General features: G+C 37.5%; 26 protein-coding genes. 23 read left to right on the top strand and 3 right to left on the bottom strand.

Features of this window, described 5'->3' with window-relative positions:
* Positions 1-87: 87 nt before the first annotated feature.
* Genes RGU12_RS04135 through RGU12_RS04125 form a run of 3 tightly spaced genes read left to right on the top strand, consistent with a single transcriptional unit; the run spans position 88 to position 2,730 of the window.
* Positions 88-891, top strand: coding sequence for an ABC transporter permease (locus tag RGU12_RS04135; RefSeq protein ID WP_309534923.1), 804 nt, complete (start codon positions 88-90; stop codon positions 889-891).
* A 3-nt stretch (positions 892-894) separates the two neighbouring features.
* Positions 895-1,704: an ABC transporter permease gene (locus tag RGU12_RS04130; RefSeq protein ID WP_309534922.1), complete on the top strand. Its 810-nt coding sequence runs from the start codon at positions 895-897 to the stop codon at positions 1,702-1,704.
* A gap of 18 nt (positions 1,705-1,722) precedes the next feature.
* Positions 1,723-2,730 (top strand): ABC transporter ATP-binding protein, encoded by a 1,008-nt coding sequence (locus RGU12_RS04125; RefSeq protein WP_309534921.1) that lies wholly within the window; start codon positions 1,723-1,725, stop codon positions 2,728-2,730.
* A 151-nt stretch (positions 2,731-2,881) separates the two neighbouring features.
* On the opposite strand, the gene RGU12_RS04120 is transcribed toward RGU12_RS04125, so the two are convergent.
* Complete coding sequence (locus RGU12_RS04120; RefSeq protein ID WP_309534920.1) at positions 2,882-4,243, bottom strand: YjiH family protein; 1,362 nt, start codon at positions 4,241-4,243, stop codon at positions 2,882-2,884.
* Between the two features lie 176 nt (positions 4,244-4,419).
* Here RGU12_RS04120 and RGU12_RS04115 point away from each other — a divergent pair, with 176 nt between their 5' ends.
* From RGU12_RS04115 to RGU12_RS04100, 4 genes are all read left to right on the top strand, one after another.
* On the top strand, positions 4,420-4,572 hold the full coding sequence (locus RGU12_RS04115) for a hypothetical protein (protein WP_309534919.1): 153 nt from the start codon (positions 4,420-4,422) through the stop codon (positions 4,570-4,572).
* Between the two features lie 160 nt (positions 4,573-4,732).
* Complete coding sequence (locus tag RGU12_RS04110; RefSeq protein ID WP_309534918.1) at positions 4,733-5,698, top strand: bile acid:sodium symporter family protein; 966 nt, start codon at positions 4,733-4,735, stop codon at positions 5,696-5,698.
* Positions 5,699-5,838: 140 nt separating this feature from the next.
* Positions 5,839-6,267: a GNAT family N-acetyltransferase gene (locus RGU12_RS04105; RefSeq protein ID WP_309536267.1), complete on the top strand. Its 429-nt coding sequence runs from the start codon at positions 5,839-5,841 to the stop codon at positions 6,265-6,267.
* 45 nt (positions 6,268-6,312) lie between these two features.
* Positions 6,313-6,831, top strand: a complete 519-nt coding sequence (locus RGU12_RS04100) for an acyl-CoA thioesterase (RefSeq protein WP_116350808.1) — start codon at positions 6,313-6,315, stop codon at positions 6,829-6,831.
* Between the two features lie 20 nt (positions 6,832-6,851).
* Here the strand turns inward: RGU12_RS04100 and mscL are convergent, their stop codons facing one another.
* Together mscL and RGU12_RS04090 are read right to left on the bottom strand one after the other, a co-directional pair.
* Entirely contained in the window at positions 6,852-7,241 is a 390-nt protein-coding gene (gene mscL, locus RGU12_RS04095) for a large conductance mechanosensitive channel protein MscL (RefSeq protein WP_309534917.1), read from the bottom strand.
* Positions 7,242-7,311: 70 nt separating this feature from the next.
* A complete protein-coding gene (locus RGU12_RS04090) occupies positions 7,312-7,611 on the bottom strand; it encodes a hypothetical protein (RefSeq protein ID WP_309534916.1) in 300 nt (99 codons plus the stop codon).
* 432 nt (positions 7,612-8,043) lie between these two features.
* Between RGU12_RS04090 and RGU12_RS04085 the strand changes: the two genes are divergently transcribed.
* The 16 genes from RGU12_RS04085 (at position 8,044) to RGU12_RS04010 (ending at position 24,528) form a co-directional block, all read left to right on the top strand.
* Entirely contained in the window at positions 8,044-9,723 is a 1,680-nt protein-coding gene (locus tag RGU12_RS04085; RefSeq protein ID WP_309534915.1) for an alpha amylase family protein, read from the top strand.
* Between the two features lie 137 nt (positions 9,724-9,860).
* Positions 9,861-10,670, top strand: coding sequence for an MBL fold metallo-hydrolase (locus RGU12_RS04080; RefSeq protein ID WP_309534914.1), 810 nt, complete (start codon positions 9,861-9,863; stop codon positions 10,668-10,670).
* Between the two features lie 74 nt (positions 10,671-10,744).
* Complete coding sequence (locus RGU12_RS04075) at positions 10,745-11,695, top strand: acetylxylan esterase (RefSeq protein WP_309534913.1); 951 nt, start codon at positions 10,745-10,747, stop codon at positions 11,693-11,695.
* Between the two features lie 214 nt (positions 11,696-11,909).
* Positions 11,910-13,193, top strand: a complete 1,284-nt coding sequence (locus RGU12_RS04070) for an ABC transporter substrate-binding protein (RefSeq protein WP_309534912.1) — start codon at positions 11,910-11,912, stop codon at positions 13,191-13,193.
* Between the two features lie 182 nt (positions 13,194-13,375).
* Positions 13,376-14,230, top strand: a complete 855-nt coding sequence (locus RGU12_RS04065) for a carbohydrate ABC transporter permease (protein WP_309534911.1) — start codon at positions 13,376-13,378, stop codon at positions 14,228-14,230.
* Positions 14,231-14,246: 16 nt separating this feature from the next.
* The gene (locus RGU12_RS04060) at positions 14,247-15,146 is read left to right on the top strand and encodes a carbohydrate ABC transporter permease (RefSeq protein WP_309534910.1); all 900 of its coding nucleotides are present in this window, start codon (positions 14,247-14,249) and stop codon (positions 15,144-15,146) included.
* Positions 15,147-15,313: 167 nt separating this feature from the next.
* Positions 15,314-16,018 (top strand): N-acetylmannosamine-6-phosphate 2-epimerase, encoded by a 705-nt coding sequence (locus RGU12_RS04055; protein WP_309534909.1) that lies wholly within the window; start codon positions 15,314-15,316, stop codon positions 16,016-16,018.
* A 10-nt stretch (positions 16,019-16,028) separates the two neighbouring features.
* Positions 16,029-17,153: a mandelate racemase/muconate lactonizing enzyme family protein gene (locus RGU12_RS04050; RefSeq protein WP_309534908.1), complete on the top strand. Its 1,125-nt coding sequence runs from the start codon at positions 16,029-16,031 to the stop codon at positions 17,151-17,153.
* Positions 17,154-17,165: 12 nt separating this feature from the next.
* Complete coding sequence (locus RGU12_RS04045; RefSeq protein ID WP_309534907.1) at positions 17,166-18,182, top strand: Gfo/Idh/MocA family protein; 1,017 nt, start codon at positions 17,166-17,168, stop codon at positions 18,180-18,182.
* Between the two features lie 13 nt (positions 18,183-18,195).
* Positions 18,196-18,990 carry a M55 family metallopeptidase gene (locus RGU12_RS04040; RefSeq protein ID WP_309534906.1) on the top strand — a complete coding sequence of 265 codons (795 nt, stop codon included), beginning with the start codon at positions 18,196-18,198 and terminating at the stop codon, positions 18,988-18,990.
* A gap of 27 nt (positions 18,991-19,017) precedes the next feature.
* Positions 19,018-20,022, top strand: a complete 1,005-nt coding sequence (locus RGU12_RS04035; RefSeq protein WP_309534905.1) for an ROK family protein — start codon at positions 19,018-19,020, stop codon at positions 20,020-20,022.
* Positions 20,023-20,051: 29 nt separating this feature from the next.
* Positions 20,052-21,110, top strand: a complete 1,059-nt coding sequence (locus tag RGU12_RS04030) for a Gfo/Idh/MocA family protein (RefSeq protein ID WP_309534904.1) — start codon at positions 20,052-20,054, stop codon at positions 21,108-21,110.
* Positions 21,111-21,202: 92 nt separating this feature from the next.
* Positions 21,203-22,027, top strand: a complete 825-nt coding sequence (locus tag RGU12_RS04025) for a MurR/RpiR family transcriptional regulator (RefSeq protein WP_309536266.1) — start codon at positions 21,203-21,205, stop codon at positions 22,025-22,027.
* Positions 22,028-22,119: 92 nt separating this feature from the next.
* Positions 22,120-22,959, top strand: a complete 840-nt coding sequence (locus RGU12_RS04020; protein ID WP_309534903.1) for a sugar phosphate isomerase/epimerase family protein — start codon at positions 22,120-22,122, stop codon at positions 22,957-22,959.
* A 152-nt stretch (positions 22,960-23,111) separates the two neighbouring features.
* Positions 23,112-23,711: a YesL family protein gene (locus RGU12_RS04015; protein ID WP_309534902.1), complete on the top strand. Its 600-nt coding sequence runs from the start codon at positions 23,112-23,114 to the stop codon at positions 23,709-23,711.
* 52 nt (positions 23,712-23,763) lie between these two features.
* Positions 23,764-24,528 (top strand): sugar phosphate isomerase/epimerase family protein, encoded by a 765-nt coding sequence (locus RGU12_RS04010; RefSeq protein ID WP_309534901.1) that lies wholly within the window; start codon positions 23,764-23,766, stop codon positions 24,526-24,528.
* Positions 24,529-24,542: the final 14 nt, after the last annotated feature.

Below are 24,542 nucleotides of genomic sequence, written 5' to 3'. Positions count from 1 at the left end.
GGCAATTATGCTACTATAAAGAAAATTTGTTAAAAGCAAAGTGTCCGAATATGCTTTGCTTTTAGCTAAATGTTTGTAGGTGACTTGATGGATACGGTAAAAATGTATACGGCTTTTACGAAGAAAGCCTTTATGAGATCAGCCGCCTATCGATTTGATGTGTGGACAAGGTTGGTTTCAAATATTATCTTTCTATTAATGTGGATGTCCATTTGGTATGCACTCTATGCTGGTAAAGAACAAGCAAGTGGAATTTCTTTAACAGCCATGCTTACCTATGTTGTCGTCAGTCAATTTTTAACCGCAGTGAATGGTGCTGGAACGCCGTTGTGGGAGTTGCAGGAAAAGGTTCGTACAGGGGACATTGCGCTCGAATTAATGAGACCTTTTGATGTGCCGTTACGCTATTTATTTGCCGATTTTGGCAGTGTTGCATTTTATATGCTGACCGCTTTGGTGCCATTATATATTCTGTTGTTTTTCTTTGTTGATCTAAGTTTACCAACTTCATGGCAGACGTGGATTGTGTTTATCATTTCAGGGTTTTTAGGTTTTCTGATTCGGTACTGTATCGAGCTGACATTCGGCTTATTTACGTTTTGGCTCATTGAAACAGGGGGAATCGAGGATATCTTTTATTTTTCTGTTTCACTTCTATCTGGATCTGTCATACCGTTGTGGTTTTTCCCAGATTGGTTGCAAGCGCTCGCAACATATTTACCATTTCAAGGAATCTATTTTATTCCAAATGCTATTTTCATAGAAGAGATTTCGGGTAGCGAGGTCTTTTTATCAATTGGGCTCCAGTTATTTTGGGTGGCAGTCTCATATGGAATCCTCCGATTTGTTTGGAGTAAAGCTGCAAACAAAGTGATTGTGCAGGGAGGGTAAGGGATGAAAAAAATAATCGATTACATAAAATTGTATTTTCGACTCGTCGGAGCAGGTGTCCGTGCCCAGATGCAATATCGCTTTGCATTTATTATGCGCATTGTCGGGATGGTTGCAGCCTACACAGGTACTGCAATAACTATGTGGGTCATGCTCTATCAATTTAAAGAACTAGGAAAATGGAATTTCTATGAGTTACTCTTTTTATTTGCACTTGCTGTATTGTCATGGGGATTTTGCATTATTCTCTTTTTCCATTTTAGAAGCTTGGATACGTATATTGTGAATGGAACCTTTGACCGTTTTCTTGTTCGCCCCATCAATCCATTCTTTCATTTTATGGCGATGAAGTTCGATATAGGGGCAGCGGGTCAGTTCATTTTTAGTATTTTGGTCTTTATTTGGGTGAGTACTGCGCTTGATATTCATTGGCAAGTTGGAAAAATCCTCTTTTTACTTGGAGCGGTTATCGGAGGAATATTGGTTCAAGGGGGACTCCTCGTATTTATTTCGGCAATTGCCTTCTGGACGACAAAATCAGAGCGTTTTTATTGGGTTGTGATGTATCCAGCTCGAAATTTAACAAACTACCCTCTTGCGATTTATCCAAAGGTGGTCCAATGGGTAACGGCATTTGTCGTTCCATTTGGGTTTGTGAACTATTTCCCGGCAGCAGTGATTTTAGAAAAGGAAACACCTTATTTTCCTTCCTATATCGGGTATCTTACACCACTCGTGGGAATCGTGTTTTTTATCATTGCGTATCAAGTATGGATGCTTGGTTTAAGTCGATATAAGAGTGCTGGATCGTAAAAAAAGGGGGGGCCTTTCTTGGCTATTATAGAGGTCGAAAATGTACGAAAAGAATTTAAGATTGCAAAAAGAGAGACTGGGTTCATGGGAGCCTTAAAAAGTGTGGTGAACCGGCAATTTGTAACGAAAGAAGCGGTTAAGGACATATCATTTTCGATTGAAAAAGGGGAAATGGTTGGATACATTGGACCAAATGGTGCAGGGAAGTCAACGACGATTAAAATGCTTACCGGTATTCTAGTTCCAACAAGTGGTTCGATCCGTGTTAACGGGATTATCCCGTATGAAAATCGGAAGAAAAATGCGAAAAACATTGGTGTTGTGTTTGGACAGCGGACACAGCTATGGTGGGACTTACCAACGATTGAATCTTTTGAATTACTTAAAGAAATTTACCGTGTTCCTGAATTGCGCTATAAAGAGAATATGGATACTTTTTCAGAAATATTAGGCTTAGGTGAGTTTTTGAACACGCCTGTTCGACAGCTTTCACTAGGTCAGCGAATGAGAGCAGACATTGCAGCATCCCTGCTACATGACCCAGATATCTTATTTTTAGATGAGCCAACGATTGGACTTGATGTCGTTGCGAAAGAAAAAATGCGCGGGTTTATTCAAGAAATCAATAAGCTTCGAAATGTGACGGTAATTTTAACTACTCACGATATGGAAGACATTGAAAAGCTATGTAAACGAATGGTTCTAATTGATCATGGTCAAAAGGTGTATGATGGCGAGATTGCAGCGGTTAAATCGCGTTATGGTAAAATGCGGACATTAATTGTGGATGTTGAGGAAAATGGACTGGACTTACAGGTTTCGAATGGGGAAATTTGCAAAGAGGAAGGAAACCGAAAGTGGATTCGTTTCAATCGTGACGATTATTCTGCGTCAGATGTGATTTCCCAAATTACTCAAACTCACAATATTACGGATTTAACGGTAGAAGAGCCTGAAATTGAGTCGATCATCAGTCGAATTTACCAAGAAGGCTTTACGAAGGAAGAAGTTCCGGTGAAGGTCTGATACTTTTAATGTAAAAAGCCCTACGAAGGTTTAATTCGTAGGGCCTACTTGTGTTTTATGGTCTTTATTTTCATTTTATGGGCATTAGACTGCACTCAATGGTCATTATTTCATTTTTATGGCTGATAAACGGAATCTTATGGTCATACGTTTAAAAAAACAAATATGCCATTCCAACAATAATTGGTAAAGTAATCAGCGTCCGCTGTAAAAAGATAATGACTAAGTCTAGGAACGATACTGGTAATTTTGAACCGAGTAATAATCCACCAACCTCAGACATGTAGATTAGCTGTGTAATGGATACTCCTGCAATTACAAATCGTGTAAGATCATTCTCGATATCGGCCCCAATAATGGTAGGGAGGAACATATCGGCAAATCCGATGACCATTGTTTCAGATGCGGCAACTGCCTCTGGCACCTGAAGTAGGGCTAGAATCGGTACGAATGGTGCGCCAAGATATTTGAAGATTGGAGTATATTCTGCAATCAGAAGTGCGATTGTTCCGATTGCCATAACGACTGGAACAACACCCATCCACATATCTAAAACGTTTTGCATTCCACCCTTTACTACTTTCGAAACGCCTTCGCTTTTTTTCGCTTGGATAACGGCTTGTTCCATTCCCCACTTGAAACGACTTACATTGCCTGGGATCGTTTCGTCCGCTTTTTGTGTTGTACCTTCATAATACGTATCGGGTTTTCTTGATAATGGCGGGATTCTTGGTGTAATAATCGCCGCAACAAAACCTGCAAGTAGGATTGTAAAATAGAACTGCACAAACATATTCTGCAATCCCATTTGAGCTAATATCACCACTGTAAACGTGATGGAAACAACCGAGAAGGTCGTTCCAATAATGGCTGCTTCCCTTTTTGTATAGTAGCCTTCTTCATATTGCTTATTTGTAAGAAGGACCCCAACGGTTCCATCTCCTAACCAAGAAGCGATGGCGTCAACGGATGAACGTCCGGGTAATCTGAAAAGGGGACGCATCACCTTGGTCAGCAATGCACCAAATAGCTCTAATAAACCAAAATCAAGCAATAATGGTAAAAACAGTCCTGCAAATAAAAAGACCGAAAATAGAACAGGGATTAAATCAAATAGCAAAGTACCACCTGTTGCATCCGACCAAATAGCGGAAGGACCAAGCTTGAAGAGGGTCATAATCGAAAAAACCATCCCTAAAATTCTTGTCACAATCCATACTGGAGACACATAAAAGAGTCCCGATAAAAACGGTGATTTCGTAATAAGTGCGGGTTTGACGAATACTGTAAAAATCGAAATAACCCCAGTAATCGCGATTAAACCGGTCATGATATAAGGAATTGAATCGCCTAATAAATCTTGAACAATACCCGCCAAAATGGCAACAGGGATTGTGAATGTATCTTGATATTGAAAGGGTACAATAAATAAAATAATTCCAATTAAGGATGGAATAATAAATTTTAAATAATCAGTGATTGCTGATTTCACTTGTTGTTTTTGAATTGCCATAGTTGTTTCACCTCATTAAAAAGTCACAAATCCTACTTTATAACAAATTGCATAAAAATGCGAGGGTTATTTTTATAAAAATGCTTCCAATCGCATAAAAATACTATTCTGAAAACATGGTTGTTTTTTGTATCATTCCCAACTAAAGGGAATACTAAAAGAAAGGAGTGGTTACTATGAAAAAAAGCCAAAAGAAGGAAGAGCCAACAATCGCAGTTGGAATGGACACAGAAGAGGAATTAAGAGAAGATGCATCAATGAAGGAAATTGAAAAAGGGGATTACACACAGGTCACAACCCTTTCATATGACGAAAATGACCCGAGCTAAGAATAGAGAAAAGCATTGTCACTTTATGATGATGCTTTTTTTTGGTCATAATACCCAAGTTTACTGATTTCCTTTATTAGACAACCTCTAAAATGCTAAAATTGTAGTATACTTAAAAAATGGACTTATAGTGGTAGATTCATAAATTAGGAGAATGATGATGTTACAGAAGCTCAACAAAAAATTAGAGAAACTTATGCCACTCATTACACCTACTAGTGTAGTTTTGGGTGTCTTATTAACTGCATACTTGGCTCCTTTTTCGTATTTAGTACCATGGATTTTTGCATTCATCACGTTTTCAGGAGCTTTAAGTTCTAGTTTTAGTTCGTTAAAACGTGCAATCACACATCCATTTCCAATCTTAATTGCTCTTTTTACATTACACTTAATCATGCCAGCCTGGGCTTGGATTGTTGGGCATTTAACCTTTCCAGGTGACAGCTTTACAATTACTGGATTGATTTTAGCAGTGGTGATTCCAACTGGGATTTCAAGCTTTATCTGGGTTGCGATGAAGCACGGTAATATTGCACTTACACTCTCTATTATTTTAATTGATACATTGATTTCACCTTTTGTGGTGCCGTATAGTCTAACATTATTTGTAGGAAGTAATGTTGAGATGGATATTTTAAGTATCATGCAGGGGCTCTTTTTCATGGTTGTGCTGCCTTCAATTCTTGGCATGCTTGTTAACCATGTTACAAGAGGCAAGTGTACAAAAACACTTAGCCCAAACCTAGCACCATTTTCAAAGATTGGCCTTGGAGTAGTGGTGATGATCAATAGTGCCGATATCGCACCCTATTTGAAAAATGTAAACCTGAAATTGATACTAATCGGAGCGGTCGTTTTCTTTATTGCCTTTTGTGGATATTTAATCGCATGGGGAATAGGTCGTTTCATGAAATTAGACTCCGATGTCATAATTGCTCTTATTTTCACGGGGGGCATGCGCAATATTAGTGCCGGAGCCGTCATTGCCATTACATTCTTCCCAGCTGAAGTCGCTGTTCCAGTCGTGGTGGGGATGCTCTTCCAGCAGATATTAGCTTCAATTTACGCTTTATTCATAGATCGTGTATATTCATTCGAAGGACTCGAAAAAAAATTCTCTGCATAACCAGCGTTAGCGATTTGGCTAGCGTTTTTTCATTTGAAAAAATGATTGAAATTCGTCGTGCGAAGACATACGATAATATGATGGAGGGGCAGCCTTAGCCAACTTATACTAAAGTATCGGGGGATACGTACTTGACAGTGATGTTACAAAAAGTTACACGTGATAATTGGGAAGAATGCATTAATTTACAGGTTAGCAATTCCCAAAAAGGATATATTGCTTCAAATCTCTATTCAATCGCTGAGGTGCAGTTTTTACCAAACTTTGAGGCTTTTGCTATTTATGCAAATGACGATATGGTTGGGTTTACAATGTTTGGATTAGACGAGGATGACAACAATTATTGGGTATACCGGATTATGATTGATGAAAAATATCAGGGGAATGGATACGGCACTAAAGCTCTTTCACTAGTGGTAGAAAATATAAAAGCAAAACCAGACGCCAAAGAAATTATCATCGGGTATAATCAAGAAAATATTGAGGCCGAACGAACATATTTGCGGGTTGGTTTTCAACCAAATGGAGTAGCGCCATGGGGAGAAAAACTCGTTCGTTTGAAATTATAAAATATGTGAAGAATAGAACATAGATAGAATAAGGGGGATTTACATATGGTAGAAGCTAAGTATTGCAAGGAATCTTTTGTTGTGAAGACAAGTAATGTATTTCCGCCTGATACGAATTATCATGGAACAATGTTTGGCGGTAAGCTCATGGCTTATATTGATGATGTTGCTTCCATTTCAGCGGTTCGTCATTCACGCTCTCCAGTTGTTACTGCATCAACTGATTCCGTTGATTTCCTTCACCCGATTCAGGAAGGAAGCTCAGTATGTTTAGAAGCGTTTGTCACATACACGGGACGTTCCTCGATGGAAGTTTTTGTGAAAGTGATAGCCGAGGATTTATATACGGGAGAACGACATATTTGCGCATTGTCGTTTTTAACATTTGTCGCATTAGATGAGAATGGCAAGCCGAAGCCAGTCCCAAAAGTTATACCGAAGTCCGAGGAAGAAAAGATGCTGCATGAATCTGCAAAAGAACGGGCGGAAAATCGAAAAAGACGCAAAAAAGAAAACGAAAAAATGGCAGCTAAATTTAGCATTGCCTTACCTTGGGAAGTATAAAAAAAGGATGTCCAAGTCATTTACGACTTGGACATTCCTTTTTGTTCTTTTAACAAATCACGAATCTCAGTAAGTAATTTTTCTTCTTTTGTTGGCGTTGGTTCTGAAGGTTTCTCTTCTTCTCTTTTTTTAAAGCGTTGGAAGAAGCGAATAAAGAGAAAAATAGAAAAAGAAATAATTAAAAAGTCCAAAACTGTTTGTAGAAAAGCTCCATACATGATTTCCTCACCGTTAAAGGGGATAGAAGCCTTTGATATGTCTACTCCACCAAGTAAAAAACCAATAAGCGGCATTATAATATCATTCACAAGAGATGTAACGATTTTTCCGAATGCTCCACCAATAATGACCCCGACTGCAAGGTCAATCACATTGCCTTTTAAAGCAAATTTTTTAAATTCATTAAGCATAATCACGTCCTCCTTTCATAACCCTTTTTATTCTATCCAAATTCGTTGAAAAGAAAATAGTCCAAATGGCTTATCCTTTGAACCGTTGTAGTTGATGTAGCATGTTTTCATTTCTTAGAATTTCAATCTGTCGTTCACCTAATAAATCAAAATGGGGAAAGCCTGTCCGGTTATGAATGTACCTTGAAGGAATCCCATATTTGTTGCCCCACCTTTTAAGCTTTTCAAGGTCAGCACAACCAACCTTTGTGACGGTTGTCATTCCAGGAAAACGGTCGTCTATCCAATAATGCGTCAAAAACGCAATTTCCCCTTGCGATACCTTTTTCTTCCATTCTACAAGTTCCTTTCGTTTAATGCCAAAAGCCATAAAGTTTCACCTCATACACTAAACTTTCAAAATGACGAAAGTCAGATTTTTTGATTGTATTCTTATTGTAAAATGCCCTAACGTATTCTTATGGAAGTACTGTCCAATGTTAATTTACCCCCAAGAATTCGATAACCTTATTATATCAAAAATAAAGACAGTCAATTAGAATGGGTGAACTAAGTGTAACAGAAGGGCAAATCAATCATCTGAATATAGGTCCTAAGTCATAGGGGTTTTTGTTGTAAAATGTAATGTTTTAATAACCGGTAGATAATTTATCCTGTTTACTTTATAAAAATGAAGAAAATATTCTTCTTCCGTTATAAATGTGCTATTATTTAGATAATTCAAAAAAGGAGGGTAGGCATTCTTGCATCGTTGAAATACATAAAGGTAACAGAAAAGAAAAGGTGTAAAAAGGAGCGAAATATGAAAAAATTAATTGCTGTTGTTACTGCTTTCTTATTGTTAACTTTTTTGGCTATTCCGGTTTCAGCTAAAGGCGGGAATGATACTGCTAGGAAGAATGTATTACAAAATATAGTAAAAGATCCGGATAAAAAGGCTAGAATTCTCTGGTATGACTTGTCAGCAAATATCGAATATCTAAATACGAAAGAGAAAGTGAAAGAGATTGTTGCCAAAACGGCTAAAGCAAATATTGACACAATTATTCTAGATATAAAAAATTCAACAGGTTTTGTTGCCTACAATAGTAATTTAGCTCCTCATGCAAGTACATCTAAGAAGATTGATAAATTTCAAGGTTACCCCGAGAATTATGATTTATTACAAAATGTAGTAGAAGAAGCACATAAATACGGGATAAAGGTCCATGCGGCTATTAATGTTTTCTCAGAAGGAAGCACTACTTACCAAGAAGGGCCAGCCTATGAGAATCCAGAATGGCAATCCGTCATTTATGAGGGTTCAAGGGTAGCTACAACTGCAAACGGAGAAACAAGAAAAATTGATGGTTCAAATACGACAAGAAATACAAATTATCTTGTATTGTATACGCCAGATAAGTATGATGTCTCGCCTGCAAACCGTTGGGGGGCTGAAGTTCAAGTTACAGATGGAATTGTAACACAGGTTTCTGACCGGAACACATTTGGAACACCTGCCTTAGAAATTCCTGAAAACGGTTACGTATTGTCTGGTCATGGTACAGCAAGAACTTGGTTACTTGATAATGTGAAGGTTGGAGATCAGATTGATGTCGCATCAACCGAAATAAAACTTGTACCATCTTCACAAGCAGCAGGGCATTCAACATTTGTAAACCCGATTCGTGAAGATGTTCAAAATTATGAATTAGGTATCATTGAAGAATTAGTTACGAATTATGATGTGGATGGAATTGTTCTAGATCGCGCGAGATACAATAATATTTACGCTGACTTTAGTGAATTAAGCCGCGAAAAATTTGAAGAGTATATTGGTCATAAAGTTGATAATTTCCCACAAGATATTTTTGAAATCAAATTCGCTGAGAACGGTCAGCAAAATATGGTAGAAGGTCCTCTATACAAAAAATGGATTGAATGGCGTGCAGGAAATATCCAGTCTTTCTTTAAGAAGGCAGAGAAAACAATCCATGATATAAAAGACGAGGTATATTTTAGTACGTATGTAGGTGCATGGTATTCAGATTACTATAGTGAGGGTGTAAACTGGGCAAGTAAAACCTATCAACCAGATTACAGCTGGACTTCACCGGATTATCACAAAACCGGCTATGCTGAAACACTCGATTTCATCATGACAGGTACGTACTTTGAACATGTAACAAAAGATGAAGCAATTGCAAATGGCAGAATTGCTGAGCATAGTGTTGAGGGTTCTGCTGAGTTAGCAATGGATGTTATTAATGAATCGACATTTGTTTATGGAAGTCTATATCTCAATCAATATATTAATAATCCTGAACAGTTCCGTAAGGCGCTTCGCAAGGATATCGAATTGACACATGGTGTTATGATCTTTGATTTAGTGTATCTAGAATTGTTTGACTGGTGGCCAATTGTTGAAGAGGAATTTGCAAAGCCTAGTACAGCTCCACATCATATTCCTGGATTCCTTAAAATGGTTCGAAGCGATACGTAATAGACAAGGAGGAGTGGGTTTAATTAACCTGCTCTTCCTTGTCGTGTCGTAATCGTTTTAAACTAATAATAAACACGAAAACTTAAATTGGATACATGGGGAATTTTACTTTTCTAAAGAGAAAGGATAATCATTGTATGAAAATACAAATTCTAGGGACAGCAGCGGCAGAAGGATTTCCGGGACTATTTTGCAATTGCAAGCATTGTAAGAAGGCAAGAGAATTAGGGGGAAAGAACATTAGAACACGTTCCTCAACGATTATTGATGATACGATTAAAATTGATTTTCCACCAGACACCTATCATCATGTCTTAACACATAATCTCGATCTTTCAAAGATAGAACATTTGTTATTTACCCATACACATATGGACCATTTTAATCCAAAAGATCTAGGAATGAGAACACCAGGATTTGCTCATGATTTTTCATATCCTCTACATATTTATGGAAATGACGCAGCTATCTATAAATCTAAAGAAGTATTATGGCACACTGATCAATATTTTACATTTACTTTAATGCACCCTTTTACTACGTATCAGGTCGGTACAGCAAAGGTGACTCCTTTGCTTGCAGACCATAACCCATTAGAAACATGTTTACTCTTCTACATAGAGAAGGATGGGAAAAGGATATTTCATGGTCATGACACAGGGTGGTTTCCTGAACAAACATGGGAATGGTTATCCACGAAAAAGATTGACGTAGCGATTTTGGATTGTACAAATGGATTACTACCCGAGCGAAGAAATCATCTTAATATAGAGGCAGTAAAGGACATTCAGAAAGTATTTCTTGAAAAAGGGATTATGACGAACGAAGGTCAAATGATTGCGACTCATTTTTCTCATAATATAGGTCTTATGCATGAGGACCTAGAGGAAATCTTTGCGTCCACTGGCATTAAGGTTGCCTACGATGGAATAGTACTTCATGTTTGAAGTTCAAAGAGCCAGCAAGAGGAAAATGAGTACTAAAAAATATGCTAGAAAAAAATATAAGGACGAGGGAACAAATGATATTTTATGAAGAACAAATCAAAGGATTTGAGAATTATAAACCGAAACTAACTAAAGCAAGGGATTTTGACCAATTTTGGAAAGATACCTTGAAGGAATCAACTGAAACTCCACTGCAAATTGAAATGAGAAAGATGGATTATCCAATTAGTCAGATAGAAGCTTATAGCTTGTTATACAATGGATTTGCAGGAACGCCTATACATGCCTTTTATATTTTACCAAAAATTCAAACTGAAAAATTACCCTGTATCATTACATTTCATGGTTACGGTGGTAATAAAGGTTCAATATCAAATTATATGAAATGGATCATTCAGGGATATGCAGTTTTAGCAGTAGACTGTCGCGGACATGGAGAAAGTGCCGAGGATACACACTATTCCGTTGGTGCTACTGGAACATGGGCAACTCAAGGAATCCTCGATAAATATGAATATTATTATAGAAAACTTTATATGGATTGCAAACGTGCGGTCGATGTTATTTTTACTAGAGAGGAAATCGATAAATCACGAATTTGCTTACTTGGTGCAAGCTTAGGGGGAGGAATTTCATTAGCGGTTGCAGCACTAGACAATCGTCCTTCATTAGTTGTTGCGGATGTTCCAAATATGTGCAATATCGAACTTGCTATCCAGCAAAAATTCGAAGGTTCTCTCGTTAGTATCGAAAATTTTATGCACAGATATCCTGAAAAGAGTAAACAGGTATTTGAAACACTTTCATATTTTGACAATCTTAATTTAGCTCCGAAGATTAAGAGTAAGACAAGAGTTTCGGTAGCCTTCAAGGATTTAATTTGCCCGCCTCAATCCATTTACGGCGTATACAGTCACATTGTTGCAGAGAAATCAATAATTGCTTACCCATTTTCAGGACACGATGCTCCAGGAATCATTTCACACATCGACGAAACCATTGCATATGTTAATGGAAATTTATAGATTTTGAAATTATGGAGAGGTAATGAATCATAAAAGTAGAACTCATATTCTGTGTAGATTTAAAATTCTAAAAATTGAAATAATTGTATTGACATGGTAATCTTCTTGCAATAAAATAAATTATGAAGAATAACTTCACTTTCAACATGTTATTTAGGAGCAAAGTTCCATCAGGATGTGAAATCTTCTTCAATTAAAAAAGGGGGAAATCGAATTGAAAAGATTGAAAAGGCTTTCAATGTTGTTGATCGTTTTAATGCTTTTTGTTGCAACTGCCTGTTCGAAAAATGAAAGTACAGGGACAAATGACGAAGGTAACAAAGATCAGAAAAAGAATGTTGAAATTAAGTTTTGGACGATTTCGCTAAGCCCTACATTTGATGATTACATAAACGGTTTAATCGACCAGTTCGAAGGAGAAAATCCTGGAGTTACGGTGGTGTGGGAAGATATTCCATACGACACAGTTGAACAAAAGACGTTAACTGCCGCCGCTTCTGGACAGCTTGCTGATGTTATGAACTTAAACACAGATTATCTTAAGAAACTTGCAGCTGTTGGTGCTGTTCTAGATCTTACAGAAAAAGCAGCAGATGTAAAAAATGATTTCTTTGAAGGTGTATGGGAAGCAGGAAATTTAGGTGACAAATCATATGCCCTTCCTTGGTATCTATCAACTGGTGGTATTTTATACAATAAGGAATTATTAGAAAAGGCAGGTTTTGACCATCCTCCTGCAACCGAAGAAGAAGCCTGGGAAATGTCAGAGGCTCTTTATGAAAAGTTAGGAGTATATGGAAATACACCAATTGACATTCATTTGTTCTTACCACAAAATGGTATTTCTTTAGTCTCTGATGACCTAAAAAGTGCAGCAATTAATACGCCTGAGGCAGTTGAAGTATTTAAAACGTTTAAAGAGCGTTTTGATAAGGGGCTAATTCCTAAGGAAATTTTATTAGCTCAAGCGAAACCAAACGAGTGGTATGCACAAGAGAAAATAGCATGGTGGAGTACTGGACCACAACTTTATCGTCAGGTAAAAGATTTATCTCCAGAAGTATATGATAAATCTGATGCGGCACCAGCCATCGTTGGTTCGTCAGGATTTAGACATGTTTCGATTATGAACATTGCGGTTTCTGCAAAATCGAAGGCTCCTGATGAGGCTGTTAAATTTGCTAAATTTGTTACAAACGCTGAAAGCCAGTTAGCATTCAGTAAGATTGTGGCAATTCTCCCATCAGTAAAAGAAGCTGCGGCTGATGAATTCTTTACTCAAGGTGAAAATTCGGATGATCCAGCAGAAAAAGGTAAATTTTATGCTGCAAAACAGCTAGATATTGCAAAGGATATGTTTGCTCCTGTCGAGAATATTTCAGAAATTAATAAGGCTGTCAACGAAGAATTCCATAAGGTCTTATTAGAAGATAAAGATCCACAGAAAGCGATTGAAGATGCTGAAGCAAAAATTAATGAGCTTCTTAAGACGAAATAACATACATCAAAAACCTAGCATCCTTTAATTAATAGAACAATAGTAATTATCTATGGCATTCATGATTGCTTAGGCATAGTGAATGCCTTCTTTTCTAAGGAATAACTAATTACTAAATTAGGCTGAAATGAGTAGCCTGGTTGAAACCGACTAGCATTCGTGACTATGGTAGGAGTGATTGTATGTATAAAGCTAGACACGCTTGGATGTTTCTTTTACCAACCGGTATATTGTTAACGACGTTTACCTTACTTCCAGCGCTGGCAGCGTTAGGACTTAGTTTTACAGACTATAATGTATTCATGGGGACGGTAGATTGGGTTGGGCTTGAAAATTTCATTCGAGCTTTTAAAGATGAAGAGTTTTGGAATGCCTTAAAAAATACGGCGTATTATTGGATTTTAGTTACACCTGCATTAGTCGTTCTACCCGTTTTTCTGGCAATTCTAGTTAATCAACAATTAATTGGCATTAAGCTATTTCGATTAACGTATTACTTCCCAGCACTTGTTTCTGTTGTCATTACAGCAATTTTATGGAATTGGCTATTTGCAAGTGACGGAATTTTCAATTACTTATTAAGCCTTATTGGAATAAATCCGATTGATTGGTTAACAAGTAGGAAATTCGTAATGATTAGTCTAGCGATTGTAACGATCTGGCAAGGCTTAGGTTACTATATGCTTTTCTATCTAGCAGGACTACAATCGGTACCCACAGATTTGTACGAAGCGGCTGAATTAGATGGGGCAGGGTTTTGGAAGAAACATATTCACATTACGTTTCCTATGTTGAAGCCTATTATATTTTTTACGGCCGTTATATCAACAATGTCTGCGTTCAAGGAATTTACATTAATGTTAACAATGACGGATGGCGGACCCATAGGTGCATCCAAAACAGTTGTGTTCATCGTTTTTGAAAAAGCGTTTAGGCAATTGGAAATGGGATATGCGAGTGCGATTTCTTTTATTCTATTTATTATCATACTCATTTTGACTTTGTTAAATAAACGGACATTGGATAACCAGTCTTAAGGAGGTAGAGTAGTATATGCAGCCTACACCAACAAATACTAATACAGTACCAGACATTAAACCAAAAAGGCAGTTTCGGAATCTACCGAGTAAACGGAAGATTAGTCGCCTGATTATCTCCTATTTCTTTTTGAGTGTCATCATGGTTGCTATGGTTGTTCCTTTTTTATGGTCAGTATCGACTGCATTAAAAGGACAAAACGAAGCCATTTTTTCATTTCCTCCGCAGTTTATTCCTGAAAATATCACCTTAGACAACTTTATTACAGTATGGAATACACTTCCCATTCCTCTTTACTTATGGAATAGTACGATTTTAGCCTTTTGGGGAGTTCTTTTGCCATTGTTATTCTGTTCGTTAGCAGCCTTTCCTTTAGCTCGTATGAATTTTAAAGGGAAAAACATTGTATTTTTAGTGATTTTATCCACAATGATGATTCCTGGAGAGGTCACAATGATTCCAATCTATTTAATTCTAGAGAAACTTCACTTAATCGGTTCGTTTTCTGGTGTTATCTTGCCTGGGGCTGTTACGGCATTTGGTATCTTTTTGATGAGGCAAGCATTTATGGGCATCCCTAAAGAAATAGACGAATCTGCCATTATTGATGGTGCAAAACCTTGGCAAATATGGTGGTATATCATGATTCCAATGGTAAAGCCAATGCTTGCGACTCTAGCCATTTTGAGTTTCATAGGTTCCTGGAATAATTTCTTATGGCCGCTTCTTGTTTTACAGGATCCAAACACATATCCGTTAACAGTGGGTTTATATGACTTAAAAGGAGCCTTTGTAACGAATACTCGATTGGTATCTGCTGGTGCAATAATCGCCCTCATACCAATATTACTTGTTTTTGTAGCTTTTCAGAATTACTTTATTAAAGGTGCCTATAGCAGTGCCGTTAAAGGGTAGAATTTGCCCAAGAAAAATTCTAATCGTATCCAATTATTTAACAAGCTTTATATAAGTGATTACTGTAAATTTTTTTGAATAAGAGTGAAGAAATAAACCTTTTTGGTATTTTGAGGGTGGATTATTCTTTCAATGTATTGGAACGATGTTGAAAAAAGGGGGAAATGATGAAGAAACAAGAGTTTTTGAACGTAATATATAAACAATTAATCGTATCGTGTCAGGCTTTGGAGGATGAGCCATTACATGGGTCAATGTATATGGCTAAAATGGGCGTTGCTGCGAAAATGGGTGGAGCTGTAGCGATACGTGCAAATGGAAAAGAAGATATCATTGCCATTCGAAAAGCGACGGGGTTACCTACGATTGGCATCATAAAAAGAGATTATCCGGAAAGCGATGTGTTTATAACACCAACATTAAAGGAAGTTAAGGAGCTAATAGAGTCTGAAACGGATGTCATCACCCTTGATGCAACGTTTCGTGAGCGTCCCAACGGGGTTACTTTCAACGATTTGGTTTGGTATATACGAAATCATAGTTCTAGTCTAATCATGGCTGATGTATCTACTGTTGCAGAAGGTATTGCTGCAGTTGAAGCGGGATGTGATCTCGTTTCTACTACGCTCTCAGGATATACGCCATATAGTCCCAAAATTGAAGGACCTGATTTTGAGCTTATTAAGGAGCTTACCTCTAGTTGTAACGTGCCAATTATTGCTGAGGGTAGAATCTCGACCCCGGATGAGGCACTTATGGCCTTTGAAAATGGTGCCCATTCAATAGTTGTTGGATCTGCAATTACGAGACCACAGGAAATAACGAAGAAATTTGTTGATGGAATCAAAAAAGCAGAATTAAAGAAATTATGAGGTGATAAAAATGATTATTAAGGACCTCCAAGTCTTTCCTCTATTATTGCCAATGAAGCAAAGCTTTCAAATTTCAGGAGGGACGGTAGGGGACGGTAATCAAGGTGCACCACATGTTTATGTGAAAATTATATCAGATGACGGTATCGAGGGATGGGGCGAGGCTAGACCTAGCCATAGATGGAGTTATGAAACGATGGAGACGGTTGTTTCAACCCTTCAGAAATATATAAGACCTGCAATTATTGGAAAGAGGGGAGATGACCTCACTACTTTACATGAAATAATTGACAAGGAAATTTCTTTTGGAATCTCCAAGGGACAGCCCATTTGTAAAGCAGCTGTTGATATGGCGCTTTATGACCTTATGGGGAAAAGTTCCAAAAAATCATTGGCTGAAATATTGCTTGGTAGGTCAAAAGAAAAAATTGACCTTTCTTATCTTATTAGTACAAGAAACATTGAGGAGGCTGCTGGTAAAGCCAAATATGCAAGTGAGAATGGTTATAAAGCGGTTGATGTGAAAATCGGATTCAACGTTGATTTTGATATGGAAGTGTTGGAAACAGTGAGAGCAGAAGCCCCCAATCTCTTTTTAAGGGTGGACGCTAATCAAGGTTATACTCTACCCGAAGCAATAAAAGCAGCAAAAAAAATGGAAAGAATCGGTGTGGACGTTTTTGAACAGCCCTTAAAAGCAAATGATTTGCTAGGCCATCGAGAATTAAGAAGAAAAACGTCAGTACCAATTGCTTTAGACGAGAGTATTTGGAGTCCAAGTGACGTGTTACAAGCGATTCGTCTAGAAGCATGTGATTATGCTGTGATTAAACTCACCAAAATGGGAGGCATTACGGGTGCAAAATTAGCGGGAGAAATTTCAAAAGAAGCAAACCTTGGTTTACTAGGCGGTGGATTAACAGAATCGTCTTTAGGACTCACAAGTAGTGCACACTTGTTCAATTATTTAGGAATCACTCTTCCTTCTGATTTGAATGGTCCGTTTTTCCTCGCGGATGATCCGATTCAGAACAAAGGAGATATTGAGATGGGAGCAATCTTACTACCTTCAGGCTATGGTATCGGGTGCGAAGTAGATATTAATAAGCTTGAAATGTATAAAACTCAAGTATAGCAGGAGGATAAAATGGCTCGAAAAATCAGATTTGGAATCATTGGTTGTGGTGTGATTTCCCCTTTACATGCTGAGGCAATTAAAGCATGTCCATTTACTGAACTTGTTGCAGTTTCTGATTTGAGTTTAGAGGCAGCAAGGAAGTTTGCCGAAACTTTTAGTGTCCCTACCTATTTATCTGATTATAAAGAACTTCTCGCGATGGAAGATATAGATGTCGTTTCAATCTGTACACCTAGTGGGACACATGGTCAAATTGCCATTGATGCAGCTATAGCTAAAAAACATATTCTTTGTGAAAAACCCCTCGAGATAAGGTCTGAACGGATGACGGAAATGATAGAGACTTGTAAGGAACAAGGGGTAAAGTTAGGTTGTGTGTACCAGCGAAGAGCCACGGCCATTGTTAAAAGAGTTAAAGAGGCTATCTTACACAATGAGATTGGTAAATTGATACTTTGTGATGCTTACTTAAAATATTTTCGAGACCAATCCTATTACGATAGTGCAGGTTGGCGTGGTACATGGGAAATGGACGGTGGAGGGGCTCTAATGAATCAAGGTGTCCACGGGATTGACCTATTTGTGTGGTTAACAGGTGGGGTCTCGAAAGTTTTTGCAAGAACGGCTGCTCTATCAAGAAAAATTGAGGTCGAGGATACGGCCGTGTCTGTTCTAGAATGCAAGAACGGAGCTTTTGGAGTTATTGAAGGTACCACCTCCGTTTTTCCTGAGAGGAATACTCGAATTGAGCTATATGGAGAAAAAGGCACAATTATCTTTGACGATAATGGCATCGAAGAGTGGATTACCATGGAAAAAGGAGATATTACGAAAGAGATAAAAATTGACCAGGAAAATATTGAAGGCGTAAGGTCAATTGGCCATTATTATTTTATTGAAGATATGGCTAAAGCAATTATCGAAGACCGAGACCCTATGGTGCCTGGTGAGGAAGCAAGGAAAGCTGTTGACTTAATCCTGTCAATCTACAAATCTTCTAAAACCCAAAAAGAAGTTTACTTGTAAGGTAGGCTTCGTTATGAAAATCTATGTGAGTGTTGATATGGAGGGAATCGCAGGTGTTTTACTACCTGAACAGTTGAAAAAAGGAGAACTGGCCTATGAAGAGGCTAGGAAACTCTTAACTGCAGAGGTAAATGTAGTGATTGAGGCGCTAATTGAGGCTGGTGCTGATGACATTTACGTGAAGGATGCTCATGGTACAGGGTATAATTTTATCGCTTCAGAATTACATCATGGGGCGAGATACTGTATGGGAGCAACAAATGTATCCAATCGCTTTCCTGGGTTGGATTCATCGTTTGATGGCGCTATGTTAATCGGATATCACGCAATGGGTGGAACTGAATTTGCAATTAGAGACCATACAATGACATCGATTGGTTGGCAATCTATACATCTCAATGGAAGGCCTATTGGTGAGATAGGAATTGATAGCTTGGTATTTGGCTTACATAATGTACCCGTCCTTTTCGTGACGGGAGATAAGAAGACGTGTGAAGAGGCAAGTAAGGAAATTCCTAACGTCCGAACTTACGAAACAAAAGAGGGGTTGGGAAGGCATGCAGCATTGGTTAAACCACCTAAGCTAGTATATAGGGAATTAAAAGAAATGATAAAAGAATCAATTGATCATCGAGAAAATGTGTTGCCTGTAACATTAGATGGACCTTACGAACTAGTAATGAAATTTTTAAGCACAGACCAAGTAGATCAGAGGTATTTTGATGGTGTGCGATGTAAACGAATTGACGGTTTAACAGCTGCATATTCATGTGACAATATTCTTGAGGTTCTTTCATTAGCTTTCTAAATAGTTGTGGGTGGAGGTGGAATAACAATGGAATATTCACTTGGAATTGATATTGGTGGTACAAAGATAGCAGCGGGTATTATGAATAGAGAAGGTAGTGTCTTAATTAAGAAAACATTTTCTACACCTCAAGATACAAAGGATGCGATTATTCAGTTACTCGAAAATATCATTTTTTCACTTTCAGAGACAGCGAAAATGGAAGGGAAAAAGCTGGTTGGCATAGGAATAGGTACTGCTGGACAAATCGATTTCGAAAAAGGCAAAGTTCTGTCCGGAACAGCAAATATCAAGGATTGGAATGATGTTCCATTAAGAGATATTCTTTCAAAGAAAACAGATTTGCCAATTTTTATAGAAAATGATGTAAATGTTCTTGCCCTCGCTGAACAACAGCTTGGTGTAGGTAGGAATGTTGAAAATCTTATATGTCTCGCTCTAGGCACAGGTGTTGGCGGTGGTGTAATCACAGGAGGTCATTTACTTCGGGGTGCATGGGGCGGTGGTGCTGAATTAGGTCACATTACAGTTGATATGAATGGCCCTTTATGTAACTGTGGATTTCAGGGGTGTGTTGAGACTTATTCATCAGGAACGGGAATTGCAAGAATGATGAGGGAAGAAATAAAATCTTATCCTGAAAGCGAAGGGAATAGTGAACTCTTATATTATCAAAAACATCCAGAAGAAGTAACAAGTAGACTAGTATTTGAATTAATGAGTGCAGGCAATGTAGTAGCTGAAAAAGTGGTGAACACAGCTATTAATGCCCTATCATTTGCGATAGTTAGCATGATCCATACCTTTAATCCTACACTGATCATCCTTGGTGGCGGTGTATTACACGAGGGTGAATGGTTTATTCAAAAGGTTCGAAAGAGAGTAGGTGAATTGGGGATCCGTTCCCTTGTTGATCCAGTTGAGATAAAAGGTACTCAACTCGGTAATGATGCTGGAATAATAGGCGCGGCCATTCAACCATGGGTGTATGGAGTGGGTGCAGGAGTTAAAAAGGAAGGGAATAAACAGTAAACTCATTTACAATTTGAGGAGGATCGACAATGAAACAGATAAAGATTGGAGTTATTGGTGCGGGAAGTATTTCAGACCTTCATTTTGGTTCTTATGCCAAGAATGATAATGCCAAAATAGTTGCAGTTTGTGATCTCAATATTGAAAGGGCAGAACAGAAAGCAAAGACATATGGTGCAGAGCATGTGTACACGGATTACCATGAGCTTTTAGCTCATCCCGAAATTGACGCAGTCAGTATATGTACATGGAACAATAGTCATGCTGAAATAAGTATTGCCGCACTTAAAGCTGGTAAGAACGTTCTTGTAGAAAAGCCATTATGTAAAACGGTAGAAGAGGCGTTGGCAATTGAAAAAGCTGTAAAGGAAACTGGTAAGCTCCTCCAGGTTGGATTTGTTCGACGGTACGCAAGCAACACACAGATTCTTCAAAAATTTATTCAGAATGATGAGTTAGGTGATATCTATTATGCGAAAGCCTCTTGTATTCGAAGATTAGGTAATCCAGGTGGATGGTTCTCTGACATAGAACGTTCCGGTGGAGGACCATTAATTGATTTAGGTGTTCATATGATTGATATATGCTGGTATCTAATGGGGCGGCCAAAAGTAAAATCGATTAGTGGGAATACATATCATAAACTTGGAAATAGATCAAATATTGAAAACTTATCCTACTATAAAGCATCAGATTTTGATGCAACAAAAAATACAGTAGAGGATCTTGCAAATGCTCTCATCCGATTTGAGAACGGAGCATCATTATTTGTTGATGTAAGCTTTTCACTTCATGCGAAGAAGGATGAAATATCTGTTAAATTATTTGGAGACAAGGGTGGAGCGGAAATTGAACCTGAACTCCTGATCGTTTCTGAAAAGCACGATACAATTGTTAATCTGAATCCTCAAATTGACAATTTATCATTTGATTTTGTGAAAGCGTTCCAATCCGAAATCGATTATTTTATTGAATGCTGTCGTACTGGAAATGAAACCATTAGTCCTGTGGAAGATGGAGTTGAGATGATGAAAATTTTATGTGGAATATATGAATCTAGTAAGAAGGGTACGGAAATTCACTTTTAATGTACCAATTGGGATCCTAATTGATTAATAGACACTAAGCTGAAAAGAAGGTGTAAGAATTGAATACGTTGACGAAATCGAACCCCATTTTAATGATTACAAGTATCTATAAATCACTAACAAAGGCCGAACAAAAAGTAGCAGATGTCGTAATGATAGACACGGAAGAAGCTGTCTATTCGTCAGTAACAGATCTTGCAGAAAAATCTGGAGTAGGAGAGACGACTGTTATTCGATTTTGTCGGAAGCTTGGATTTCGTGGGTATCAGGAGTTTAAGTTAGCTGTTGCACAAAACCTTGTTAGTCCTGAAGAGCATGTACATGGAAAAATTGAAGAGAATGACACGCTTGAAGTCGTTTCTCGAAAAATTACAACCCAAAACACACATGCACTTGAAAATACGCTTAACTTATTACAGACACAAACACTTGAGAAAGCTGCCAATGCGATTGTCTCGGCAAATCGATTGTTTTGCTTCGGCATTGGTTCATCTGGGATAACAGCATTGGACGCAAATCACAGGTTCATGCGTTTCGGATATAACGTTATCCATTCTGCTGATTCACATGTCATGGCCATGAATGCTGCCCTCGTAACAAGGGATGATGTTGTCTTCGGCATATCCACCTCAGGAAGTACAAAAGATGTGGTTGACGCAATTCGAATTGCTAAGGGGAATAACGCTTTTGTCATTTGTTTAACCAATCATGCACGATCACCCATTACAAGGTATGCTGACGTTATTTTATTAGCGGCGTCCAAGGAGTCACCACTCCAAGGTGGTGCATTTGCTTCAAAGATTGCACAACTTCATTTACTCGATATTTTAACAACTGTGATTGCCTTAAAGGATAAGGACCAAACCTTCAAATCTATTGAACAGACAGCAAAAGCGGTTTTAGATAAAATGTACTAATTTTTTCTTTGCAATAGATGCAGTTGTTTTTGCTGCATCTTCTTTTATAAGCTGCAGGTACAAATTTACGAATAAAGGTTGAGGTGAATATAATGAAAACCAGTGTTAGTATGTATAGTTTACATAAATATACAGTAAATGAAAATCTGGATGTGTTTGGCTTTATTCAATATGCATCTTCTATTGGTCTAGAAGGGGTAGAACTTTTAGACATGTACTGGAAAGATGTGGAGCAAGAATTACCCAAGGTGAAGCTTTTGTTGGCAGAAAAAAATCTGATAGTAAGTGCCTACGATATTTCAAATAATTTTGTGAAAACCAGTGAAGATGAAAGAAAAATGGAAATTCAAAAAGTATACGACGGGATAGATATTGCAAAAAATTTGAACACCAATGTCGTTCGAATTTTTAGTGGTGATGTAACAGAAAACGTTTCCTTCGAACAAGGGAAGTCTTGGATTATCGAATGCTTAAAAGAATGTGCCAGTTATGCGGAAAAACAAGGGATTATTCTTGCAATTGAAAATCACGGTTATTTCGCTGGTAGAAGTGAACAAGTTATTGAATTAATTGAAACTGTCGGTTCTACTCATGTTAGAAGTACTCTTGATACAGGAAATTTCCTTTTAGTAGATGAAGAGCCTAGTCATGCCGTAGCGGCACTAAAAAAATATGTTGCACATGTGCATTTTAAGGATTTTGTCAATGTAGGAACAGATTACGAGGGGCATTCTTTTCTCTCACTATCCGGAGGGAAATTCTTAGGAACAATCGCAGGGGAAGGAAAAGTGGATTTGCATCATGCCATTCATGAGCTAAAAAGTGTCAATTACGAGGGATGGCTCTCTGTAGAATATGAAGGAACTGACGATCCAAAGGTAGGAACAGAGAAGTCAGTGGATAATCTAAAACAAATATTACAAGCTTTGTAATTTCGAAAACCTACAAAAGTGGGGAGCCACATACATTCCCAATACAAATCATAAGCGAACCACTCGAACTTACCCTTACTAAGAATTTGAAGTGGTTCGTAATATTGTAATATATGAGCTTTAATCCTTCCAATCTAGAAAGAGGTGGTATAGTGTTCGCGCATGATGGAAAGTTGTTTAAAGTAATGGAGGTAATTGGAAATATTTGTTTCTTAAATGTATTATGGCTTATATTCTCGCTTCCTATCATCACAATCCCAGCTTCAACCTCTGCCATGCTTGGAGTCATTAAGGATTTAGCAGAAGGAAATGAGCTGTCTTTAACAAAAGCATTTTATGGTCATTTTAAGAAATTATTAAAAAAAGCAAGTATTATTGGGGTAATTCAATTTCTAATTGGACTTGTTTTGGTAGTGGACCTTCTCGTTATGTGGAATCTAGAGGGGGTTTTTCGTTATCTCATGTTTCCCTTATTTGGGTTATTAGCGCTGATTTTTTTATCGATGTCTTTATATATTTATCCATTGTTAGTGGATTTTAATATGTCGAATAAGGAATTGATTAAACAATCGTTTTATTTATCAATAACACGACCTGCCACTTCAATTATCATGTTCCTTTTTATAAGTATCATTATTTTCACCTGGACATTTGTTCCATTTCTACCTCTTTTATGTGGTTTTAGTCTATTAGGGTTTGCAAATTACTATACTTGTAAAAGAACCATCTCTAAAAGAATGGCCATTGAATAAAGGAGGTTGTTAAGGGTCGAAAGGGAAATAAAAAACAAAAAGAGGAATAGATATGAAATATATAATTTCTTCATACGCTTTGTACCATCAGCCAATTGAAAAAGCCATATACACCCTTCTTGAGCAAGGGTGGAAGAAGATTGAAATTATGTGTGAAGGCCACGGATATGAGCTGCTTTCCTGGAATGAACAAAAATGTAAACAACTTTTAGATTTACTATTAAAACACCAAGCCAAAGTTCAATTTCATTTGCCGATTCATAAGTTTAATCCTGCTTCCCGTAATCCAATCGTTATCGAGGAAACAGAAGACATTTGGAACAAGTGTATTAAATTAGCCAAATACTTTCATAGTGATTATTTACTTTGTCATCCTGGTAGATCCTCAGATCATCAAAAAGGGCTAACTAACATTCAGGATTTTTTTAATAAAAAGTATAAGGAAATACCTGAAAACACACTTCTTCTACTGGAAAATGTCCCCCCTTATAAATATGAAATTGGAACTACGAGTGATGATTTATTAACTATTCTGAGTGGAATTGATAAAGAAAAGGTGGGACTATGCTTTGATACAGGGCATGCGTACTTAGCCAGTAAAGGTCAATTTGTTGAGGAATTGTTAGCCCTAAAGGAATTTATAAAAGGATTTCACATCAACGATAACCACGGAATGAAGGATGAACATTTAGCGCTTGGAGATGGTGAAATTCCTTTTGATTTCATTCTCGAATTGATAAAGGAAAAAGAATATTATATTAATTTTGAAATGAAAAAAGTAGAATATGTAAATCAATCTGTTAAACGATTCCCATAAGAAAATGAATGTAT

It is taken from the genome of Ferdinandcohnia sp. QZ13, assembly GCF_031324165.1.
Lineage (GTDB): Bacteria > Bacillota > Bacilli > Bacillales > Bacillaceae_L > Ferdinandcohnia.
Note: the sequence above shows the minus strand (reverse complement) of the source record. Positions and strands in the feature narration are given on the sequence as shown.